A 20912-nucleotide genomic window follows, 5' to 3' on the forward strand; every position below is an offset into this window, starting at 1 on the left:
CACTCTCTATTTTTATAATTTTTGTTTGAGTATATCTTTAAAGATGTGCTTTAAAATTTTTTCAGTGTCACCATGATAATGGTCATTCAATTTATTGCTAGCAATAGAAACAATAAATTCGTTGTTAGAATATGTTACAAAATCATTTTGATAAAATATGCCTCTGTATCTTTGGTGATTAGGGTAACTATAAAATCCATATCTATAAGGGCTAGGATATAAATTTGTAGAGGCTTGTGATAGTAAATTATCAGTTGATGATTTAGAAAGTAATTTATTTGATTTAAATTGACTTACTAGTTTAGCCATATCATCTGTTGAAATATAGATATTACCAGCACCATCGTATTTATCCAAAGTGGATGGATAGAAATATATGGATTGATTATTTTTAAATTTATAGCCTTTTACCATAAACTCTTGTTGAGTAATTGCGTCATAACGAGCAGTATATTTTAAATGAGCTTTATTAATGATAAGTTCATTTAAGTTTTGTGCGTATGATTTTTTTGTGGCATTTTCTATGACTTTAGCAATTGTGATGTAGTTTGCATCATTATAAAAATAATTATGATAATTTTGGGGTACAACACCATTTAATTTAATACTTTCTATTGCACCATTTAAGCCCATTGCACTAGTTGGGAATTTTGCTTTAGCTAAGCCACTTCTATGCAACATTAAATCTTTAATGGTAATAGGATATACATTTTGAAAGTTTGGTATGTATTTATTAACATTGTCATTAATATTGATTTTCCCTTGATCTTCTAACGATTTCAACATTAAACCTGTTATAAATTTGTTAGCTGACCCTAGTAGGTACATTGATTTGCGATCATTATTTATATTGTTTTCAATATCCCTGAAACCATATGCTTTACTCATTAATGGTTGATTATGTTTATAAATGGTTATATTACCATTAAAAGATTTTGATTTTAAATACTTATCAATTTTTCTTTCCTCTGAAAAATTCATTTTAGATGTTTGCTTATTTTCTTTATGTTTTTTATAAATATGGGTTTGTGATTGCTCTTTTTTATATTGGCGAGCTTGGTAGACATCTTTTAATAAGATGATAAGGCATATAGCGATGATGCATAATATAAGTTTATTTAATTTCTTCATGTTCTTCTCCTGATGTTTTTACATTATATTACCATGAATGCTATTTTTTTACATTTGATATTGTAAAAAAGAACACATTGATGTGTTCTAGTCATTACCGTATAATTCTTTTTTGATTTGAGTTGTTGAAATACCTTCTGTTCTCTTAAGATAAATCACTTCACAATGGTCTTTTAAGAAGTCGAATTCGCCTTCCCAATCATGTCCCATTAAGAATGTATCAACATTAAATTTTTCTACATCTTCTGTTTTTTGTTCCCAATTATTCTCTGGAATAACTAAGTCAACATATCTAATAGACTCTAGCATCATTTTTCTTTGTTCATAATTGTAATATGATTTTTTATTTTTCAACTTATTGAATTCGTCTGTTGATAAAGCAACAATTAGATAATCTCCATGCTGTTTAGCTCTTCTTAAAAGTTCAATATGACCGTAATGTAGTAAATCATATGTTCCATAAGTAATTACTCTACGCATTATTTCACCCCATTATTTGATATCTTTAATATTAATATATATATGTATTATTGTAAATAGTTTGCAAAGTTTGTAAATTTATTTTGAAGGTATTTTAATAGGAGAAGTATATATTGAAATAAATAAATTTATTATACAAGTCGCTAAATAGTCATCAGTTTAAATTTATAAATATGTAGTGTATTATAATAGAATATGTTAATTTAATGTAAATTATGAATTAGAGGAGTATCTATGGAAGAAAAACTATTTTTAATGACTGAAAATTCATTTAAAAGTACGATAGAATATTTTAATAATAAAGAAGATGTCAATTCTACAGATAAAGAGAAATTACTTTATTATTTCAACAAAGTTTTCAATCCTCTATTTCCTTATAAATTTGACTTTATACTAAAAAATAGAAATGGTTTGTCAATTTTGTTAAGAAAGATTAACTACAGCACTCCTAAAAAAAGTGTTTTTAAATATTTAGAAGGTAAAGCTATGAAACGAGGAGATTATAAATATAGTTATATGCTATCACAGTTTCGTAAATCTTTATCCATTTTACGCTCTAAAAACTATGTCTTAGATTTTAATCCAAGTAAGGTAGACAAGACTATTGTTTATGAATCATTTAATGGTAGGGCATTTTCGGACTCTCCAAAGATGCTTTATTTTTACTTAAAAGACGCACTACCTAATTATAAACATATTGTAGTAACGGATAATAATGATTTAGATGAAAATCTTAGATTATTAAATATAGAAACAGTTAAAAAAAATACTAAACAATATTTCAAAGTATATCATAAAGCCAAGGTATGGATTGCTAATACGAGATTATCACCCCAACTTGAGAAAAAAGAAAATCAACTTTTTATTCAAACATGGCACGGTACGCCCTTAAAGAAATTGGCTAATGATCAAACGGTTATTTCTATTCCCGAAATTACGCTTGAAGAGTATCTTTATGGCTTTAATAAAGAAACAAGTAGGTGGGATTTCCTAATATCTCCGAGTGAAACTGCTACTAAACGATTTAAATCTGCTTTTAATCTGAAAGAAGAACAGATTTTAACTTTAGGATATCCAAGAAATGATGATTTAGTTCAGTTAAATAATGAAGATTATATTAATCAACTCAAACAAAAATATGATATTCCTTCTCATAAAAAAGTCATATTGTATGCACCGACATGGAGAGATAATGATCGTACAGATATAGGTAATTACAATTTTAAATTGAAGATTGATTTAGATTCGTTTAGTAAAGAACTATCCGATGAATATGTATTGCTCATAAGAGCACATTATTTAGTATCAGAACATTTGAATTTAGAAAGTTATTCAAATGTGTATGACTTATCTAATGCTAATGATATCAACGAATTATTCTTAATGAGTGATGTATTAATCACAGATTATTCGTCTGTTTATTTCGATTATGCGAATCTAAGTAGACCAATCTTATTTTTTGCATATGATAAAGATGAATATGCTAACGATATTAGAGGATTTTATTTACCGTATGAATCAGATTTACCAGGACCCGTATTTGAAACAAGTGAAGCATTAATTGAGTATATTAAATCAATGCAATATGTAGATATTCCACATTCTGATAATTATAGAAAATTCAATAATAAATATAATCAACTTGATGATGGAGGAGCAACTGAAAGAGTAAGTGAAAAGATTATCGGCACTCTAGATAAAGAAAAGGAGTTTCAATAAATATGAAAATATTAAATATTTATCAAGAACGCGATTTACTAGTCTTTGAGTTTGATCAAACATTGGATAATATTAAAAATGTTTATATAAAAAATGAATTTGATGAAATAATCATTCCACAAACCAATATCAAAAATCAATTTAAAATTAATTTGAATGACGTTTTAGAAAAATTTTCACAGTATGATAGAGAAACAATCTTTATTTTACTAGAAAGATCTGATGGTATTACGCAATCCATTCAAAAAATAAACATAAAAAAATATGAATATAATATACAAAACTTTGAAACAGTTATTCATGATGAAGCGACTATTACCCCGTATATTACTAAAAACGGAATTATACAATTCACATTAAAACTAGAATTACCAGTGTCTACTTATTTTGCAAGAAGACATATAGATAAAATTATCATAAATAATAAACAAGCATTTTTAAAAGGGAAGTTCTCAATTCAAAATTCAACACTTGAATATGCTCATATAAGAATCACTTCAAGGTTAAGTGAGCATGTTATTGAGATACCATTAGATCCAGTTGTATTTAATGTGTATAAGTCACTAAATTCTACAAGTTATGATTTTGAAATTGATATTTTTAATGAACTTAAGCAGTATTTAGAAAATGACTTTGATTCTGAAGATATTATTGATATCTACTTAAATATTAAAGTAAATGAATTTAAAAATGTAATAGATGTAAAATTGGGTAACCCAAGAATTATGGTAGAAAGATTTGCTAAAGGTGAAGTATCAATTGATCTTGGGCAAACTGTAAAAACGGCTATACCATATTTCACGATAAAAGGTAGAAACCTATCATTTAGAATTAATGAATATGCAAAAGAAGATTATGAAGCATACAAAAAATTAATGCACGACTATCCAACATTAATCAAAAACAATTTGAACAAAAATAAAGTTTGGGTGATTGGTGAAAAATCATATAAAGCCCAAGATAATGGCTATCATTTCTTTAAATATATGAGAACTGAGCATCCAAATGAAGAAGTATATTATGTTATTGATAAAAATTCTGAAGAACGAAAAAACGTAGAACCATATGGAAATGTCATTGATTTTAAATCAAAAGAACATTTCGAAGTTATGATTAAAGCAGATATTATTTGCAGTACGCATCATACAGAATTATTGTTCCCAAGTCATGAAGCAAGTTATGTGAAAAAAATTAGAGCTAAACGCGTCTTCTTACAACATGGTGTATTAGGTGCTAAAAACTTAACACAGATAAATGGTAAACAACTGAAAGACTTTAATGTTGATATGTTTATCACAAGCTCTAATCGAGAAAAACAAATCGTTAATAGAGATTTATTATTTGATTCATATCAAGCAAAAGTTACAGGTCTCTCAAGATTTGATGAATTATTTAAGGAAAACGTAGAAGTTAAAAATCAAATCTTAATTATACCTACATGGCGTGATTGGATAACAAATATTAATAGTCTTTTAGAATCTGATTATCTACAAAATTATAATAACTTATTGAATAGACCAGAATGGAAAACAATTGCTCAAACAAAAAATGTAGATATCATATTCTGTTTACACCCTAATATGCAGGCATTTGTTGAATATTTTGATATACCTGATTACATTAAAGTCATTAGACAAGGTGAAGTAGATGTTCAATTACTTATTAAAGAAAGTAAATTGATGATTACAGACTATTCAAGTGTTGCGTTTGACTTTAGTTTCTTAGAAAAACCAGTTATTTACTATCAATTTGATAGAGATAGATTTATCGGTAAATTACCATCGCATTTAGATCTTGATAAAGAACTACCTGGTAAAATTGTTGATAATGTTGAAGCAGTTATAGAAGCGGCTAACCATTATGTTAATAACGGCTTCAAGAATGAACAACAAATTATCAATAAAGCTAATAACTTTGTAGCATATAAAGATACAAACAATTCACAGCGTATATATGAAGAAGCTAAATCATTTAAACGTAGAAATATCATAAAGGATACTTTAAAATATGATATTCTTTCACAACATGTGTTTAAACGATTTAGAAGACATAAAAAATACTTTGATATTATGTCCTATATGAATAAATTCCTTGTAAGATTTGGGAAAATAGATGAAAAACTAATTGTGATAGAAAGTAATTTAGGTAAACAAGTAACGGATAGTCCTAAAATGATTTACGATCAAATTAAAGCGCTCGATAAAGGTTATAAGATCGTATGGGTATCCAATAAAATATATCCATTTGATGATGAAAATGTAATAACAGTGAAACGTTTAAGCCCAAGTTATTATAAATATTTATCAATCGCTAAATACTGGATCAATAATCAGAACTTCCCTCATTATATTGAGAAAAAGAAAAACACAACATATATTCAAACATGGCATGGTACGCCACTGAAAAAAATGTTAAATGATGTCGATGATTTTAAAGGTAGAGATGAAGGGTATATAGACAGAATTAATCGTTCAGTGTCACGATGGGACTATTTAGTTTCACCAAGTCCATATGCATCGAGTTGCTTTAAATCTGCATTTAACTTTAATAAAGAAATATTAGAAGTAGGTTATCCACGTAATGATATCTTCTATGAAAATGAAAGTGATATTGAAGAAAAACAACATATTATCAAACGTAAACTTTCAATTCCTAAAGATAAAAAAGTGATATTATATGCACCAACATTTAGAGATGACGAAGTATCATCTGCGAAAAAACATTTAATTAATTTAAAATTAGATCTACATCAAATGAAAGAAAAACTTGGAGACGAGTACGTACTACTATTAAGACCGCATATCATTATTAGTAATAATATTATTATCGACAAATCATTAGAAGGCTTTATTTATAATGTTGCGAGTTATGAAGATATTAGTGACTTATATTTAATTAGTGATATCTGTATTACAGACTACTCATCTGTAATGTTTGATTATGCTAATACACGAAAACCATTACTCTTCTTCACATATGATTTAGAACATTATAAAGATAATTTAAGAGGATTCTATATGAACTTCGAAGACGAAGCACCAGGTCCATTGTTGAAAGACAATGAAAGCTTAATAGATGCTATTCTAAATATAGAAACGGTTAATGAATCATATAAAGATAAATATGATAAATTCTATGAGAAATTCTGTTCATTTGAAAAAGGAACAGCAGCGAAACAAATTGTTGATAAATTATTTTAAATAAAAAAAGCAGAACTGACGATGTATTTTCTGGCAGTTCTGCTTTTTATTATTTATTCGTTAATTTTAACGAAAGGTTTCCATTTATAGTAGGGTAGAAAACACCTTTTTTATCCGTTAAACTGATTTTCTTATCATACCCAAATTTAATATTTAAATGCTTAAATCCATCATATACAATGATACAGTTATATATTGCTGCTGGTTTATTATTGATTTCAGTTTTAGGTATTGAGATGGTTAAGAGGTTATCTTGGACATCTATATTCTCAATAACGATATCATCTTTGTAATCTTTTCGAGACATAAGAGACAAGTTACGTATTTCTTCAATCTCTATACCATCTATTTCAATTTGTATTTTGATGGATTTGTCTACTTCAGCTATGTTTAATAACGTTGCCTGTTGAAATGGTATTGTAAATCTTTCAGTAACATCAGTTAATATTGTTTGTTTTGGTTGCTTTTGAATAATTTTAGGTTGTTTTTTAAGCCACGTAAAGAAATTGATAAATGACTCAAAATCATTAGTTTGAATAAATTTAATTGCGTCTATATATTCTTGACTTATTCTTGGAATGATATCTGTTATTATATAGGATTGGTTGAAAAGCTCATTTAGTTGTTTAAAGTAATGGACTTGCTGATTTTTATCACTATTTAAAAATACATGACTATTACAACTTTTCAATAAATCATACTCTAAAAATCGATTTAACAATCGAATGTTTTTAATGTTTGATTCTTGTTTTAGTAAATGATTAATAATTTCTAAATCTGAATCACGTTTTTCATAAAAATCTATACTTCTAGTAAGTGACTCGTTAGATGTTGTTCTGTCAATAATTGAACAATTATCTGTCACCGTAGATACATTATTAATGTAAGGACTCAAGTTAGTGAAAAACATTTTATCTTCACCGAAATGTAAGTCTTCTGGGAACTTTATATTGTGTTTTTTAATATGACTTAGTTTAATAAATTTTGATGGCGGACCAAAGTGATTATATATATATGGGATGTCATTGATGTTATAATTATAACGATTATTGTTACTCATAAATCTAGCATGTACAGTTAAAGAATGATCATTTTGACGTAACGTCCTACCGACAATCATGTCTGATTTAAGAAGTGCATCGTCGTTAGCAATTCTTGCTAATATATCTGGTGCTAAATAATCATCAGCATCTAGAAAATAAATATATTGACCGGTTGCTTTTGCAATACCAATGTTACGAGGTTTTGAAGGACCACCTGAATTTTCGTCTAATATGATAAATTTGATGTTTTTAGCTTCATAGTTTTTAATTAAGGTTTGAGTATTATCCGTAGAATGATCATCTACTATGATGATTTCGTAATTTCTTGCATCTAGAGATTGGTTTAATATTGAATCAATCGCACGTTCTACTTTAGCTTCATTATTATACGTTGTGACAATAATTGAAAAAAGCTTTTTACTTTTGAATAACATAAATTAACTCCATTCATTTAAAAAATCAAATTGTATAAACAATGTGGCAAATTTGTCTCACATTGTTTGTATAATGTAATATGAATAAATAAAGAAGTCAATTTATTGTATAGCTTAAAATATATGGGGTGTAAAATGATTAAAATTATAAATATTCATGACGAGCATAATTTAGAAAATTATATAATTACAGAATGTCATGAAGAAAATCATATTATTTTAATAGATAAAAATACGCGAGTTAGGGAAGATGTATTGAACAATTTAGAATTGGATAACCAATCTTATATTGTTGATTATACTAACAATGGTTATTATACAAACGATAGTAGATATATGGGAAAGGCATTTATTACAGTTGCTGATTGGTTTAATAATATAACGCTTCAACCAAATATCATTTTTAAGAAAGATGAGCTATTATGGCTAATTTCTAATTATCAGTGGGAAACGATATTTGATATTACATTAAATGCAATTTTCCACTTGGATGAAATTAAAATTGATGCTCACGTTATTTTTGATTATGTTGAACAAAGTAAACTAAGTGCAAGCTGTTTATCAGCATTTAAAAATGAAAGTCTAAGTCATGAAGAGAAATTTTATTTAAATAAAACAGCACTTTTAAATGGAATTTCACCATTGTTTAAAGCGAGAGAAACACATATTCCTTCAATCGCCAGAACGATTGATAAAGTGATGGCAAAATCACAGTTTCAATTACCGAAGATTGCTTATCAAAAATTAAGTCATACGGCACAACAAAAACAAATGAAAGCAATTAATATATATGACAAAGATCAGACGAAAATTAAGCCACATATTGTATTTTTAGGTTTCGATTATGGTTACAGAGGTAATTCAAAATATTTATTTGAATATTTAATAAAGCAACACCCTAAATATACGGTGTACTTTATTACGGACGAAGAAAAAGGTGATCACTTTGTTTCTCCTTCTCATTCTGATACGAAACAAATTATAGAGGAAGCTAACGTAGTGATACTTGAAAGTTACTTGCCAGATCAATTTAAACCTAATGGTACAATCATTCAGTTATGGCATGGTACACCTTTAAAACGACTATTCTTAGATAGCAAAGAACCTAAACAAAATATTGATATTTATAATTATCGAGCACGTAAATATAATAAATTAATTAAACAAGATTATTTTATAACGGATGTAGAATCTATAAACGATGTATTTAAATCCGCATTTCCAATGGAAAAAACTGAACTTGTTGCATGTGGCTATCCTAGAAACCAATATTTATTAGAGAAGCACTCAATTTCTAATGAAATAAAACAAATCAAACAACAGTTAAATTTAAATACTGAAAAAGAAACAATTCTGTATACGCCGACATGGAGAGATAATCAAGAAGAAGAATTTTTATTAGAATTTACAGATGAGATGAAAGCGAAATATAACATCATTTATAAATATCACGAAGAAGATCATGCTAATAAACAGTATAATTATATCGATACAAGACAGTTTGAAACACAACAATTACTACTTGTTTCAGACATTGTAATTAGTGATTACTCTTCAATTGTATTTGATGCATTAACAATTGATAAAAAAGTGTATTTATATACACCGGATTTTAATAATTACGATTATAACCGTGGTTTATATAAAGAAGTATATGAAACTATCAATGATAATCAATATTTTGAAAAGTCATTATTGTTTAATGCAATTATGAATAATGATTATCATACGATTAGTGATCAATTTATCAACAAAAATAATCAGTCATACGAAACTATCACGCAATTGATAGAACAAGCTATGGACTGAAAAGGAGGATTTATATGAAATCTTTTACATTTTTAGTTCACAATATTTATCATATGGGTGGGACGACGAAATCAATTTCTAATCTGGCAAATAAATTAAGTGAAAAAGGTCACGCTGTAAAAATATTGTCAGTATTTAAAGCGAGTGATGAACCTTATTTTAAGTTGCATGAAAATATAGAAATTCAACCCATTATTGAATATAACAAAACCATCAAAGGGTTGAAAAATATATTTGTAAATAGAATCAATAAGTATACACCTTTTTTGAGTCCTAAAATTATTCATCCATCTGAACCTGGACTTCATCAATTTTCAAGTCATATTGAGCAACAAATTGTTAAAGCCATTCAGAATGTGAATACAGATATTATTGTAGGTACACGTGCAAGTTACAATATACTTGTTAGTAAATATGCAAGACAGTCGGTATTTAAAATTGGTATGGAACATATGTATTTACATGCGCATGATGAGCAATATCAAAAAGATATGCTTAAAACTTATGAACGACTTGATTTAGTGACGACATTAACTAAAGAAGACCAACAAGATTATCAAAAAGGTTTAACACACACTAAAGTGATTATTGTTCCAAATATACTAAATGAAACTCAATATAATGTAGAGAAACATAATACAATTGTTGCTGCAGGTAGATTTGAGCATGAAAAAGGGTTTGATTTGTTACTGGATAGTATCAATTTAATTCAAGACACAATGCGAAAACACCAATTTCAATTAGAATTATATGGAGATGGACAAGAAAAAGAACAATTCCATCAATTGATCAATCAATATAATATTCAAGATATTGTGAAACTTAAGCCTACTACTAACGCATTATCAAAAGTATTAGCTGAAAGTAAAATTACGGCTATTCCTTCTAGAGTTGAAGGTTTTGGACTTGTTATTTTAGAAGCTATGTATCAACGAAATGTAGTTATCAGTTATAAGGGCTGTTATGGTCCAGAATTTTTAATTGAAAATCAAAAAAATGGTTATTTAGTAGACTACCAAGATGCTAAACAATATGGAGCACAACTTGCGTATGTTATTGAAAATTATCATCATCATGATGTTCAAAATGTCATTCAAAAAGGTCTAGAAAGAAGTAATGATTTCGACGGAGATGTCATTTATGAGCAATTTATAAATGATTTAAACAAACACTTTAAATAAGAAACAATCTGAATCCCTAACAAGCCAATTGTTAGGGATTTTTTAATAGAGTGTTAAGATATTGTAAATATTAATTAATTGTCTTTCTAATAAATATCCTTATATATATACTTACAACTGTATAATACTTAAAGGAGATTTTTATATGCAGACAAATCCTATTAATCTAGACAAAAAATTTAGACCTGAAATTGAGGGGCTAAGAGTTATTGCAGCATTATTAGTTGCAATATATCATATTTGGTTTGGGAAAGTGTCTGGGGGCGTCGATGTATTTTTCGTTGTTTCAGGATTCTTAATTACCACTTCCATTATTTCTAAATACAATAAAACAGGGTCATTTAAATTTATACCTTACATAACAGGATTAATTAAAAGGTTATTTCCTTCTGTTATAACGGTGTTACTTGTTACGGTTATCTTAAGCTTTTTCTTATTGCCAGAATCAATACTTGGCAAAACGATAAAAGAAATCTTTGCTTCTTTATTTTATTATCAAAACTGGCAACTCGCTTTATCGAGTACAGATTATTTAAATAAAGATCAAATGAAGACGCCAGTTGAACATTTTTGGGCAATGTCGATTCAAGGACAATTCTATATTATATGGTTTGTTATTTTTAGTTTGATTTTTATGTTATATAAAAAATACACTAACCTTAAAGTTATTAATGTCATAAACCTTTTTTTAGGTACATTATTTATCGTTTCGTTGTCGTATTCTATTTATTTAACGCACGTCAATCAACCTTGGGCATATTTCCATACATTTACAAGAGTTTGGGAATTCTCGCTCGGTGGCTTATTAGCAATCAATCTTAATAAAATTAAAATTAATCGTCTAGTAGCAAGTTTAATTGGATGGTTAGGTTTAATTGGCTTGATCTTAACGGGTATTATTTTTAATGTATCAACAATGTTTCCTGGATATATTGCACTATGGCCAATGTTATGTGCCGTATTTATACTCGTTTCTGGTAACTATGAAACTAAATATGGTGTTAAGAAATTCTTAGGATCATCCATTATGGTGAAGATTGGCGGATTGTCATTTGGTTTATATTTATGGCATTGGGTGATTTTATCATTTTATCAGTACCATAATAATGAACGTCCTGGAATTGTATTAGGTATTTGTATGATTTTACTGTCATGGTTATTATCATATTTCATGACGCGTTATATTGAAAAGCCAATTAGATCAGCATCTTCTGATAAAATTGCATTCAAAAAATTAGGAATTGGATTAGCGATACAGTTATTGGCAATCGCATCTTTATATTTCGTTATCTTTAATAATCCTTTTGAAAAAGAAAAAGTAGCATTGAGTGAAAATTATCCCGGAGCAATGGCTGCAGAAAAGCATGTAAAAGTTAAAAAAGGTGTAGAAGCAATTCCAGAGTTTTCAAAAATCAGAAATGAATCACCTGATTCTACAAGAGACAAAGTTCATCAAAAAATAGGTGAATCAAAAGTTCTAGTTGGAGAGTACGGTAAAAAAGAAAACTATGATAAGACAATCGCTTTAGTAGGGAGCTCTCACGCACAACATTGGTTAGGTGCACTTCAAAAAGCAGCTGAAGAAGGCAATTATAGAGTATTAAGCATGACGAAAAGTGGCTGTGTATTAACAACGAATGACAGTGACCGAGATTGTACAGAGTGGAATAAAAATTTAATTAAAGAACTTGATAAGCAAGATGTCGATTTAGTTGTAACAACTGCAGATTCAAGTACAGATGTAAATGGACAAATCGATCCATTACAATTAAAACAATATCAAAACATTACAAATACAAAAACACCGATTATGGCAATAAGAGATAATCCGAGATATGAGTTTAATGTCCCAGAAACATTAGATAAATTCGGAGAACAAGAAACGATTAAGAAGATGAATGCTAAACAACGTTTGCCAAAAGTATCTAAATGGGATCAACTTGAACAAAAGCCAGAACAAACAAAATATGTAGATTATACATCGTATTTCAAAGAAGATGGAAAGTTTGCACCTGTAATAGGTAACGTCATTGTATATATGGACAAAGGACATATATCAAATAGTTACTCTAAAACGTTTGGTCCTAAAATAAAGAAAGATATCGAACAATACTTTAAAGAACTTAATCATTAATCTATAAAGCCCCTCAATCATATGAATTTATATGAGCGAGGGGCTATTTTTAACACGAAATATTGAGCAATTGTAAACAATGATAAAAGAGTGTAAACCCTTCCTTAAGTATCTGTTAAACGACTGTTTATTGTATTCATAGAAGTTACAATATATTTAACATTACGAAAGTAATAGCTTAACAATTAATTATTAAAGGATGGATAAAATATGAAATTAACTACTATTGGTTTAGGATACATTGGATTACCAACATCAATTATGTTTGCGAAACATGGTGTAGATGTTGTAGGTGTCGATATAAATAAAGAAGCAGTAGATAAATTAAATAATGGTCAAATTCATATTGAAGAGCCTGGCTTACAAGAAGCTTATGAAGAAGTGTTAGCTAAAAATAAATTCAAAGCAAGTATGCAACCTGAAAAAGCAGATGCATTTATTATTGCAGTTCCAACTCCAAATAATGATGATCAATATGAATCATGTGATATTTCGTTAGTAATGGGTGCAGTTGAATCTATCGTACCATTTTTAGAAAAAGGTAATACGGTCATTGTAGAATCTACGATAGCACCAAGAACAACGGATGATCATGTTAAACCATATCTTGAAAGCCAAGGATTTGAAATTGGTAAAGATATATTTTTAGTACATTGCCCTGAAAGAGTGTTACCAGGAAAAATATTACATGAACTTATTCATAACAATCGCATAATTGGTGGTATAACGCCAGCATGTGTTGAAGCGGGTAAACGTGTATATGGAACATTCGTACAAGGTGAAATGATTGAAACAAATGCTAAGACAGCAGAAATGAGTAAGTTAATGGAAAATACTTACCGTGACTTGAATATTGCGCTAGCAAATGAACTTGCGATGGTATGTAATCATTTAGATATTAACGTATTAGAAGTTATCAAGATGGCGAACAAACATCCACGTGTGAATATTCACTTACCAGGTCCAGGTGTTGGTGGTCATTGTTTAGCAGTTGATCCATACTTTATTATCGCTAAAGATCCAGAAACAACGAATCTCATTCAAGAAGGTAGACGTATTAATCGTTCAATGCCTCAATATGTAATTAATGAGTCTAAGAAAATGTTAGAAACTTTAAATGGTCATAAGGTTGTTGTATTTGGATTAACTTATAAAGGTGATGTAGACGATGTCAGAGAATCGCCAGCATTTGATATTTATAATGATTTGAGAAAAGAAAATGATATTCAAGTAGAAGCATATGATCCACATGTTGAGCTAGGTTTTGTCCAAAAAGATATTCAAAAAGCCGTTAAAGATGCATCTCTTGTATTAATTTTGAGTGACCATTCAGAATTCAAAAATTTAGTAGATCAAGATTTTGAAGGTATGAAAGACAAAGTCATTTTCGATACGAAAAATGTTGTTCAATCACAATTTGAGCAAGTTAAATATTACAACTACGGAAATTTATATACTTTCGGAAAAAATATTGCACTTTCATTTAATAAGTAAAGATTGAGGGGTCTTCATATGATAGACGTTAACAGTCCAATTATTCAAAGCGGATTGAGCTTTCAAATAATTTTAAGAGAACCAGAAAATCAAAAAATATTTGATGTAGATAAAAATGAACTTGTTGTAGGATATGCTTCTGATTATTTAAATAAAGCATTAAAAGTTATTTCTATAAAAGTGATAGAAAGTGAACTATATGGATTAATTGTAAGAGGTACGAATATTATAGGGTGGACAAGATTAAATCATTCTATCAAATTAATTTCTAAACCTATTGATACGATAAGAGTAGATTTAAGCTATTTTTCTACACCACAAATTAATAGAGAACTAGGGTTTGGTGATGACTATAATTTACTATTTAAAGAAAAAAACTTTTCATCTAGAGCATTATATTTATTTGGAGGTGAAGTGTTAGAAGCTGTATTTAATAAAGGAACATTTGCAGGATTTGTGCATACGAAAGACATAGATAGAGCAATTCCTATTAATAAAAAAGTATCAATAGAAGAATCTACAGTCCTTTATCAAGATAGCGCATTGCACAAATCAATTGATCTATCCTTGGATAAAGAACAATTTGATTTCAATAACGTCTTGATCGATATGGTGTTCTTAAAAGCAGAATCGGTAAGGATTATTATTAAAAAGAAAAAATATTGGATGAGCTTTAATGACTTAAAAGATAAAAGCATCATTCAAGATTTAGAAGCTAAACAATATGAAAACTATAACGAATTAACGCTAGAACAGCTGGATATGATTACAAACTTTCAAGAAGAAAGAAAAGAGTCAAAATCTGCAATTGTTCGTTTAATAAACGAAAATATCTCATTACAAAAAACAAATAAAAATGAAGAGAAAAATCAGTATGAACGATTATATATGAATTTAAAAAATTCTAAATTAGGAAAGATTCAAACGAAATACTGGAGTTGGAGAAATAGGAGGAAATCATAATGTCTTCAAATATGCCAACAAATATCAATCAAAAAAGTAATATCGAATCAACTAAAGAGGCTTTAGTCAATTTTGATGATAAAACAAAAGTTGAACAATTAGAAGAAGTGTTAAATATTGTTGAACAAGATTATATGTATGGACTATATAAATTAAAAAAGGTTAAAGATCATACAAATCATCATAATTACTATAAAAAAGTAGCAGAAGAATCAAAATTAGATTTCCTTGAAAAACACCAACAACATTTATCAAACCTTGTGAATTCTAATACATCGCGTGTATTTACTAAAAACAAATACAAAGTTGGTCTTATAGCTGATGAATTTTTATATAACTCATTTAAAGATATTGGTAATATCGTTTATTTAGATAGTAAATTTACAGATTTAAGTCGTGATATGGATGTTTTAATCGTTGCGACAGCATGGAGAGGTATAGACGGAAGTTGGACTGGTTTAGCATCAGTTAATAGTAAGAAAAGAAGAATGTTATTTGAAGGTATTCAACAAGCTAGAAAATTCAATATACCGATTGTCTTTTATTCTAAAGAAGATCCCGTCAATTTCCATTTATACAAAGATATCGCGACAGAATGCGATATTATTCTGACATCAGCTGCTGAAGTAGTAGAAGATTATAAAGAATATTGTCAAAATGATAAAGTATATGTACTTCAATTTGGTATTAATCCTCATTACCATAATCCAGTAGGGACGAGAAGTTCATATAATAAATCATTTAAAAACGATGTTATTTTTGCAGGAAGTTGGACTGAGAAATATCCTGTTAGAAACCAAGAATCTGCAAGAATCTTTGATGAGTTAATCAAAAAAAATCATAAATTAACCATTATTGATAGAAATTTACCATTGCGAAGAAAACGTTATCAATTCCCAATGAAATATATCCCATACTTAACAATGCCAATTGATCATGAAGAACTTATGAAACTGCATAAAGTATATAGATGGGCAATAAATGTCAATTCAGTAAAATATTCAGAAACGATGTTTGCGAATAGAATATTTGAATTACAAGCTTTTGGGAATTTAATCTTATCTAACTATTCAGTAGGTGTTAATAATCAATTTCCAAATGTATTTATGGTTAATCATAAAACTGATGTGGCACCAATTATGAACCAATATCAAGAATATGAAATAGAAGATATGCAAGCTAAAAGTATACGTAGTGTGATGAGAAATTGTACGACATATCATCGTTTAGATGAAGTCTTATCATATATTGGCATTGAACCGACTCAAAAAGAATCACAAATACTCGTAGTTGTTGATGCATTAACCGATAAAATGAAAGATATTCTATATCGACAATTACATGTTCAGTTTGATGTTATAGAAGCGCAAGATACGATAGAAGATGCATCACAATATGATTTTATAACTTACATGAAAGATTCAATCGAATATGAAGAATATTATTTAGAAGATTTATTAACAGCATTTAAATATGTAGATGTTGATTTTGTTACGAAAGATAAACAACATGAAGCACATCAATTTATTGAAAAAGCTCAAAATAAATATGTAACAATGTATCATAAAAATATATTCGATCAACAGTTGAATGTTACACAATCTCAAAATGGCTATAATTTAGATCAATCAGAAATTTATGACGCATCTTTATATGGTCAAAATAACCGCAAGAAAAAATTGAGTGTTATTATTCCAATTCATAATAATGGTACTTATTTAGAAGACAAGTGTATGAGAAGTTTAAGGAGATCTTCAATTTTTAAAGATATGGAAATTATATTCGTAAATGATGGTAGTACGGATTCTGAAACGATATCTATTATTAATCGATTAAGAAGACGATACCCAGATATTGTTTACTATGCATATGATGAAGGGTCAGGTAGTGCTTCAAGACCTAGAAATAAAGGTGCTGAACTTGCATCTACAGATTATATTACTTATTTAGATCCTGATAACGAAGCTACTGGTGATGGTTATGCAACATTATTAGAAGAAATAGAATCGAATAAAGATGTTGATATGGTTGTCGGTAATATTATTAAAGAAGATAATAAGCGCAGAGCATTGTTTAATTATGCTGGCACAGTGATGAAGTATAACGATGGAAAATTATTAATCGAAGACCCTAAAAAATATATGAAAAAATGTGGTCTACGTGCTCAAAGTATTCAAGCTTTAATCATTAAATCACAAATTATTAAAGACAATCATATTCGAATGATTGAAGGTGCTGCTGGTCAAGATACTTTATTCTTCCAAGAATTAATGATTCATTCTAAAAAAGTACAAGCTGTAACAGATGTTATTCATATGTATTATGCTGCTGTGTCTGGATCAGTTACAAATTCGATTTCTAAGAAGCTATTTGACAAATATTACACGTTAGAAATTGAAAGAATACCATTTTATGAAAAACATGGATTACTAACATCCTACTTAGAACATAGATTTAATTTTTACGTAAAAGGCTGGTATTTGCCAAGATTAGAAAAAGTAAAACCGGAAGAAAGAAAAGAAGCGGTAGAACGATTTTTAGAAATATATAGTTTGTATGATCAATATAAACGTCCAGAAGACCATGATTTAAATCAATATGTTGAACATTTAAAGCAAGAGGTTCAGCAATAATTGCATGATTGATATAAGGGGGTGTGTATGATGGATAATACGTTCATAAATTTTAACAAAGCATATATGATCGTTCCTCGACAAATTTCAATTGAAGATCAAAACTATCGTCAATATATTCAATTCACTGACTTTACGATTTATTTTTCAAATGATTTAAGTGCTTATGAGTATACAAAGAATGACATCAAAGTAGTCATATTAGGTCATTTTGTGCATACGAAACATGTCGATTTAAAATATCCTGAAATATGCGCCCAATTATTATCTCACGAAATTGATTCTTATGATTTTCTTGAAGAGATGAGTTTTTATAATGGCAGGTATGTTATGTTGATAGAGTATAATGGACGTTTGCTACTATATAATGATGCAACGTCATTTTTATCATTGTATTATCATGCGTCTCATGATTTATATGCTAGTCATTCTGAATTAGTGAATCAACTCGTAAAGTTATGTTTTGATAAGACTTGTGAAAGAATCGCACATAAGTCGTATGGATTTTTAGACTATAGTAAATATAAAGATGTTTATAAATTCAATGCCAATACAAGATTTAATATAACAGACCATACAATTAAAAGAATTTATCCAATCAACCCATGTGTTAAGAAATCAGCAGAAGAAGTATATGATATCGTTAATGATGAAATTGAAGCAGCGGTTGATTATTTATTTCGATTTAATCAAAAAGTGATTTGTTCTATCACTGCTGGTCATGATTCTAAAGTATCCTTAGCTTATATTAAAGAACATATCAATGATGTGAATTTCTTTACTTATACAAAAAATATAGATGAATTAGAACATGAACAAGCTGCTCATATTTATCGTATAGATGAATACATTTCTCAAAAGTTAGCATACAATTTAAATTTAAAGCATACGTTATTTAATATGGATCAACTAGCAGTCAATTCAAATTTGATTGATAGATATCAGTTATATGAAACAAATCATAGTATTCATTTAATCAATTATTATCATGAGAATAGGTCGTTTAATCATTGTATACATTTAAAATCTACTATCTTTGAACTTGCTAAAAGTATTATTCCGAAGCGGATACAAAGAGCAGACTCATTTTTACCGTATGAAAATGCAATCAAAAAATGGGCTAAAGATTTTCCAGTGGATCAATTATCTCACGATTATTTACTAGAATTTGTTAAAAGAAATAATCTCTATAAGACGATTGAATTAGGTTATCATCCTTATGAAACGTTGTATTACGAATCTAGAATGAACGGTTGGCATAGCTGTATTGTTCAAGAAAGTGATGATTATTTAGATGTGTTTAGCTTAATCAATACGAGGCATATCTTATTTGAATTTATGAGTATTAATCAGGAAGATAAGCAAAACCAAATGTTACATAAATTGATGATTAAACATCATTGGCCAATTTTAAATTACTTTCAAATCAATGACGTGAACACATTAGAGGATAGAATAATTCAATTAGAAGAAGACACAAATGAGCAAGTAGAAAGTTTGGCGAATATTATGATTCAAACTGAAGATTTCTATCAAGTTATTCAAAATGAAAAAAAGTTATTTCGTGCATTAACACCTAAATTTAGTTACGAAAATCAAAAGAAAATGATGTTAACGAATACGCAAGATAACACGATTACACTTGAATTAAGAACATTTTATCAAAATAAAAAAGGCAGAGATACGGTGTACTTTGATATAGAAAGTGAGTCAATTGACTTAGTAGATTTGAGTAAAAACAATTTAGAATTGACAATAAAACCACAATCATCTATTACAATATCTGTCTACGCAAGTAAGAGTTTTGAAAAAGAATCTTGGGTTAGCGCTTCACAATTTGAACTTATTGAAAAATAAAAATCAAGTAGGTCGTTATATATGAAGATAGTTATTGATATCTTAAAAGAACAATTTAATAATTTACCTAAAATTTTTAAACTTGCAATTTATAATATGAAAAGTCAATATGCCAATCATTATCTTGGTGTATTTTGGAATATACTACAACCCATCTTACAAGTTGCTGTATATTATCTTGTGTTTGGTTTAGGGTTAAGAGGAGATGCGAGTGCTCAAGTAGTAGGCGTACCATTTTTAGTACATCTTATTTCAGGTTTGTTTCCTTGGTTATTTATATCACAAGGGATCAATACAGGTGCATCTGCTATTCAAGGCAATATTGGACTCTTATCAAAAATGAAATTCCCATCTTCAATATTTATTTCTATAGCTTTAACGAATAATATGATTAATTTAATGATCACATCAGCCATTTTATTTGTCGTATCTGTCATTAATGGATATGTACCTTGGTGGCATTACTTTTGGTTTATATACTTTTTAGTCGCATCTTATGCAATTATTTTTGGTATTTCATTAATTATGAGTACATTAATTATTGTTATTCGCGATACTAAAAATTTATTACAAAATGTTATAAGAATGCTATTCTTTATGACACCTATATTTTGGGCGATGGAAGAAGCACATGGTATTTTACAAAGATTAGCAAGCTTAAACCCATTTGCATATTTAGTAGGTGTTTATCGTACGGCGTTTGTGCATGATAACGTTTCTGTGTACGGACAATGGCATGATCATTTATATTTTTGGCTTTTAACAATTATATTATTATTAATAGGTTCATTGGTTCATTCAAGGTTTAAACGGAAATTACTAGACTACTTATAG

The 20912-nt window shown here is 28.3% G+C and carries 13 protein-coding genes; 10 read left to right on the forward strand and 3 right to left on the reverse strand.

The window, feature by feature from the left end; translation table 11 throughout:
* Nucleotides 1–12: 12 nt before the first annotated feature.
* The gene (locus LQ679_RS08345) at nucleotides 13–1131 is read right to left on the reverse strand and encodes a serine hydrolase domain-containing protein (RefSeq protein WP_204167936.1); all 1119 of its coding nucleotides are present in this window, start codon (nucleotides 1129–1131) and stop codon (nucleotides 13–15) included.
* 87 nt (nucleotides 1132–1218) lie between these two features.
* Nucleotides 1219–1611, reverse strand: coding sequence for a glycerol-3-phosphate cytidylyltransferase (gene tagD / locus LQ679_RS08350; RefSeq protein ID WP_037588940.1), 393 nt, complete (start codon nucleotides 1609–1611; stop codon nucleotides 1219–1221).
* Between the two features lie 234 nt (nucleotides 1612–1845).
* Here tagD and LQ679_RS08355 point away from each other — a divergent pair, with 234 nt between their 5' ends.
* Both LQ679_RS08355 and LQ679_RS08360 read left to right on the forward strand, forming a co-directional pair.
* Nucleotides 1846–3330, forward strand: a complete 1485-nt coding sequence (locus tag LQ679_RS08355) for a CDP-glycerol glycerophosphotransferase family protein (RefSeq protein WP_051575416.1) — start codon at nucleotides 1846–1848, stop codon at nucleotides 3328–3330.
* A 2-nt stretch (nucleotides 3331–3332) separates the two neighbouring features.
* Nucleotides 3333–6530, forward strand: coding sequence for a CDP-glycerol glycerophosphotransferase family protein (locus tag LQ679_RS08360; RefSeq protein ID WP_239762456.1), 3198 nt, complete (start codon nucleotides 3333–3335; stop codon nucleotides 6528–6530).
* 49 nt (nucleotides 6531–6579) lie between these two features.
* On the opposite strand, the gene LQ679_RS08365 is transcribed toward LQ679_RS08360, so the two are convergent.
* The gene (locus tag LQ679_RS08365) at nucleotides 6580–8007 is read right to left on the reverse strand and encodes a glycosyltransferase family 2 protein (protein ID WP_126477803.1); all 1428 of its coding nucleotides are present in this window, start codon (nucleotides 8005–8007) and stop codon (nucleotides 6580–6582) included.
* Between the two features lie 135 nt (nucleotides 8008–8142).
* On the opposite strand from LQ679_RS08365, the gene LQ679_RS08370 reads away from it, so the two are divergent.
* The 8 genes from LQ679_RS08370 (at nucleotide 8143) to LQ679_RS08405 (ending at nucleotide 20912) form a co-directional block, all read left to right on the forward strand.
* Nucleotides 8143–9816: a CDP-glycerol glycerophosphotransferase family protein gene (locus tag LQ679_RS08370; protein ID WP_126477804.1), complete on the forward strand. Its 1674-nt coding sequence runs from the start codon at nucleotides 8143–8145 to the stop codon at nucleotides 9814–9816.
* 14 nt (nucleotides 9817–9830) lie between these two features.
* Nucleotides 9831–10997 (forward strand): glycosyltransferase, encoded by a 1167-nt coding sequence (locus LQ679_RS08375; RefSeq protein ID WP_126477805.1) that lies wholly within the window; start codon nucleotides 9831–9833, stop codon nucleotides 10995–10997.
* A 145-nt stretch (nucleotides 10998–11142) separates the two neighbouring features.
* Nucleotides 11143–13131, forward strand: coding sequence for an acyltransferase family protein (locus LQ679_RS08380; RefSeq protein ID WP_126477806.1), 1989 nt, complete (start codon nucleotides 11143–11145; stop codon nucleotides 13129–13131).
* A gap of 210 nt (nucleotides 13132–13341) precedes the next feature.
* Complete coding sequence (locus LQ679_RS08385; RefSeq protein ID WP_126477807.1) at nucleotides 13342–14625, forward strand: nucleotide sugar dehydrogenase; 1284 nt, start codon at nucleotides 13342–13344, stop codon at nucleotides 14623–14625.
* A gap of 18 nt (nucleotides 14626–14643) precedes the next feature.
* Nucleotides 14644–15588 (forward strand): hypothetical protein, encoded by a 945-nt coding sequence (locus tag LQ679_RS08390; protein ID WP_239762458.1) that lies wholly within the window; start codon nucleotides 14644–14646, stop codon nucleotides 15586–15588.
* Complete coding sequence (locus tag LQ679_RS08395; RefSeq protein WP_239762460.1) at nucleotides 15588–18221, forward strand: glycosyltransferase; 2634 nt, start codon at nucleotides 15588–15590, stop codon at nucleotides 18219–18221. Before LQ679_RS08390 ends, LQ679_RS08395 begins: the two co-directional genes overlap by 1 nt.
* Nucleotides 18222–18251: 30 nt before the next feature.
* The gene (locus LQ679_RS08400) at nucleotides 18252–20078 is read left to right on the forward strand and encodes a hypothetical protein (RefSeq protein ID WP_239762461.1); all 1827 of its coding nucleotides are present in this window, start codon (nucleotides 18252–18254) and stop codon (nucleotides 20076–20078) included.
* 21 nt (nucleotides 20079–20099) lie between these two features.
* Nucleotides 20100–20912: an ABC transporter permease gene (locus LQ679_RS08405; protein ID WP_037588949.1), complete on the forward strand. Its 813-nt coding sequence runs from the start codon at nucleotides 20100–20102 to the stop codon at nucleotides 20910–20912.

It is taken from the genome of Mammaliicoccus sp. I-M35 (genome assembly GCF_022386455.1).
In the GTDB taxonomy this organism is placed as follows: domain Bacteria; phylum Bacillota; class Bacilli; order Staphylococcales; family Staphylococcaceae; genus Mammaliicoccus; species Mammaliicoccus sciuri_A.

Coding starts and splice junctions, on each gene's coding strand:
- LQ679_RS08345 (WP_204167936.1), bottom strand. CDS start 1,131: ATGAAGAAATTAAATAAACTTATATTATGCATCATCGCTATATGCCTT.
- tagD (WP_037588940.1), bottom strand. CDS start 1,611: ATGCGTAGAGTAATTACTTATGGAACATATGATTTACTACATTACGGT.
- LQ679_RS08355 (WP_051575416.1), top strand. CDS start 1,846: ATGGAAGAAAAACTATTTTTAATGACTGAAAATTCATTTAAAAGTACG.
- LQ679_RS08360 (WP_239762456.1), top strand. CDS start 3,333: ATGAAAATATTAAATATTTATCAAGAACGCGATTTACTAGTCTTTGAG.
- LQ679_RS08365 (WP_126477803.1), bottom strand. CDS start 8,007: ATGTTATTCAAAAGTAAAAAGCTTTTTTCAATTATTGTCACAACGTAT.
- LQ679_RS08370 (WP_126477804.1), top strand. CDS start 8,143: ATGATTAAAATTATAAATATTCATGACGAGCATAATTTAGAAAATTAT.
- LQ679_RS08375 (WP_126477805.1), top strand. CDS start 9,831: ATGAAATCTTTTACATTTTTAGTTCACAATATTTATCATATGGGTGGG.
- LQ679_RS08380 (WP_126477806.1), top strand. CDS start 11,143: ATGCAGACAAATCCTATTAATCTAGACAAAAAATTTAGACCTGAAATT.
- LQ679_RS08385 (WP_126477807.1), top strand. CDS start 13,342: ATGAAATTAACTACTATTGGTTTAGGATACATTGGATTACCAACATCA.
- LQ679_RS08390 (WP_239762458.1), top strand. CDS start 14,644: ATGATAGACGTTAACAGTCCAATTATTCAAAGCGGATTGAGCTTTCAA.
- LQ679_RS08395 (WP_239762460.1), top strand. CDS start 15,588: ATGTCTTCAAATATGCCAACAAATATCAATCAAAAAAGTAATATCGAA.
- LQ679_RS08400 (WP_239762461.1), top strand. CDS start 18,252: ATGGATAATACGTTCATAAATTTTAACAAAGCATATATGATCGTTCCT.
- LQ679_RS08405 (WP_037588949.1), top strand. CDS start 20,100: ATGAAGATAGTTATTGATATCTTAAAAGAACAATTTAATAATTTACCT.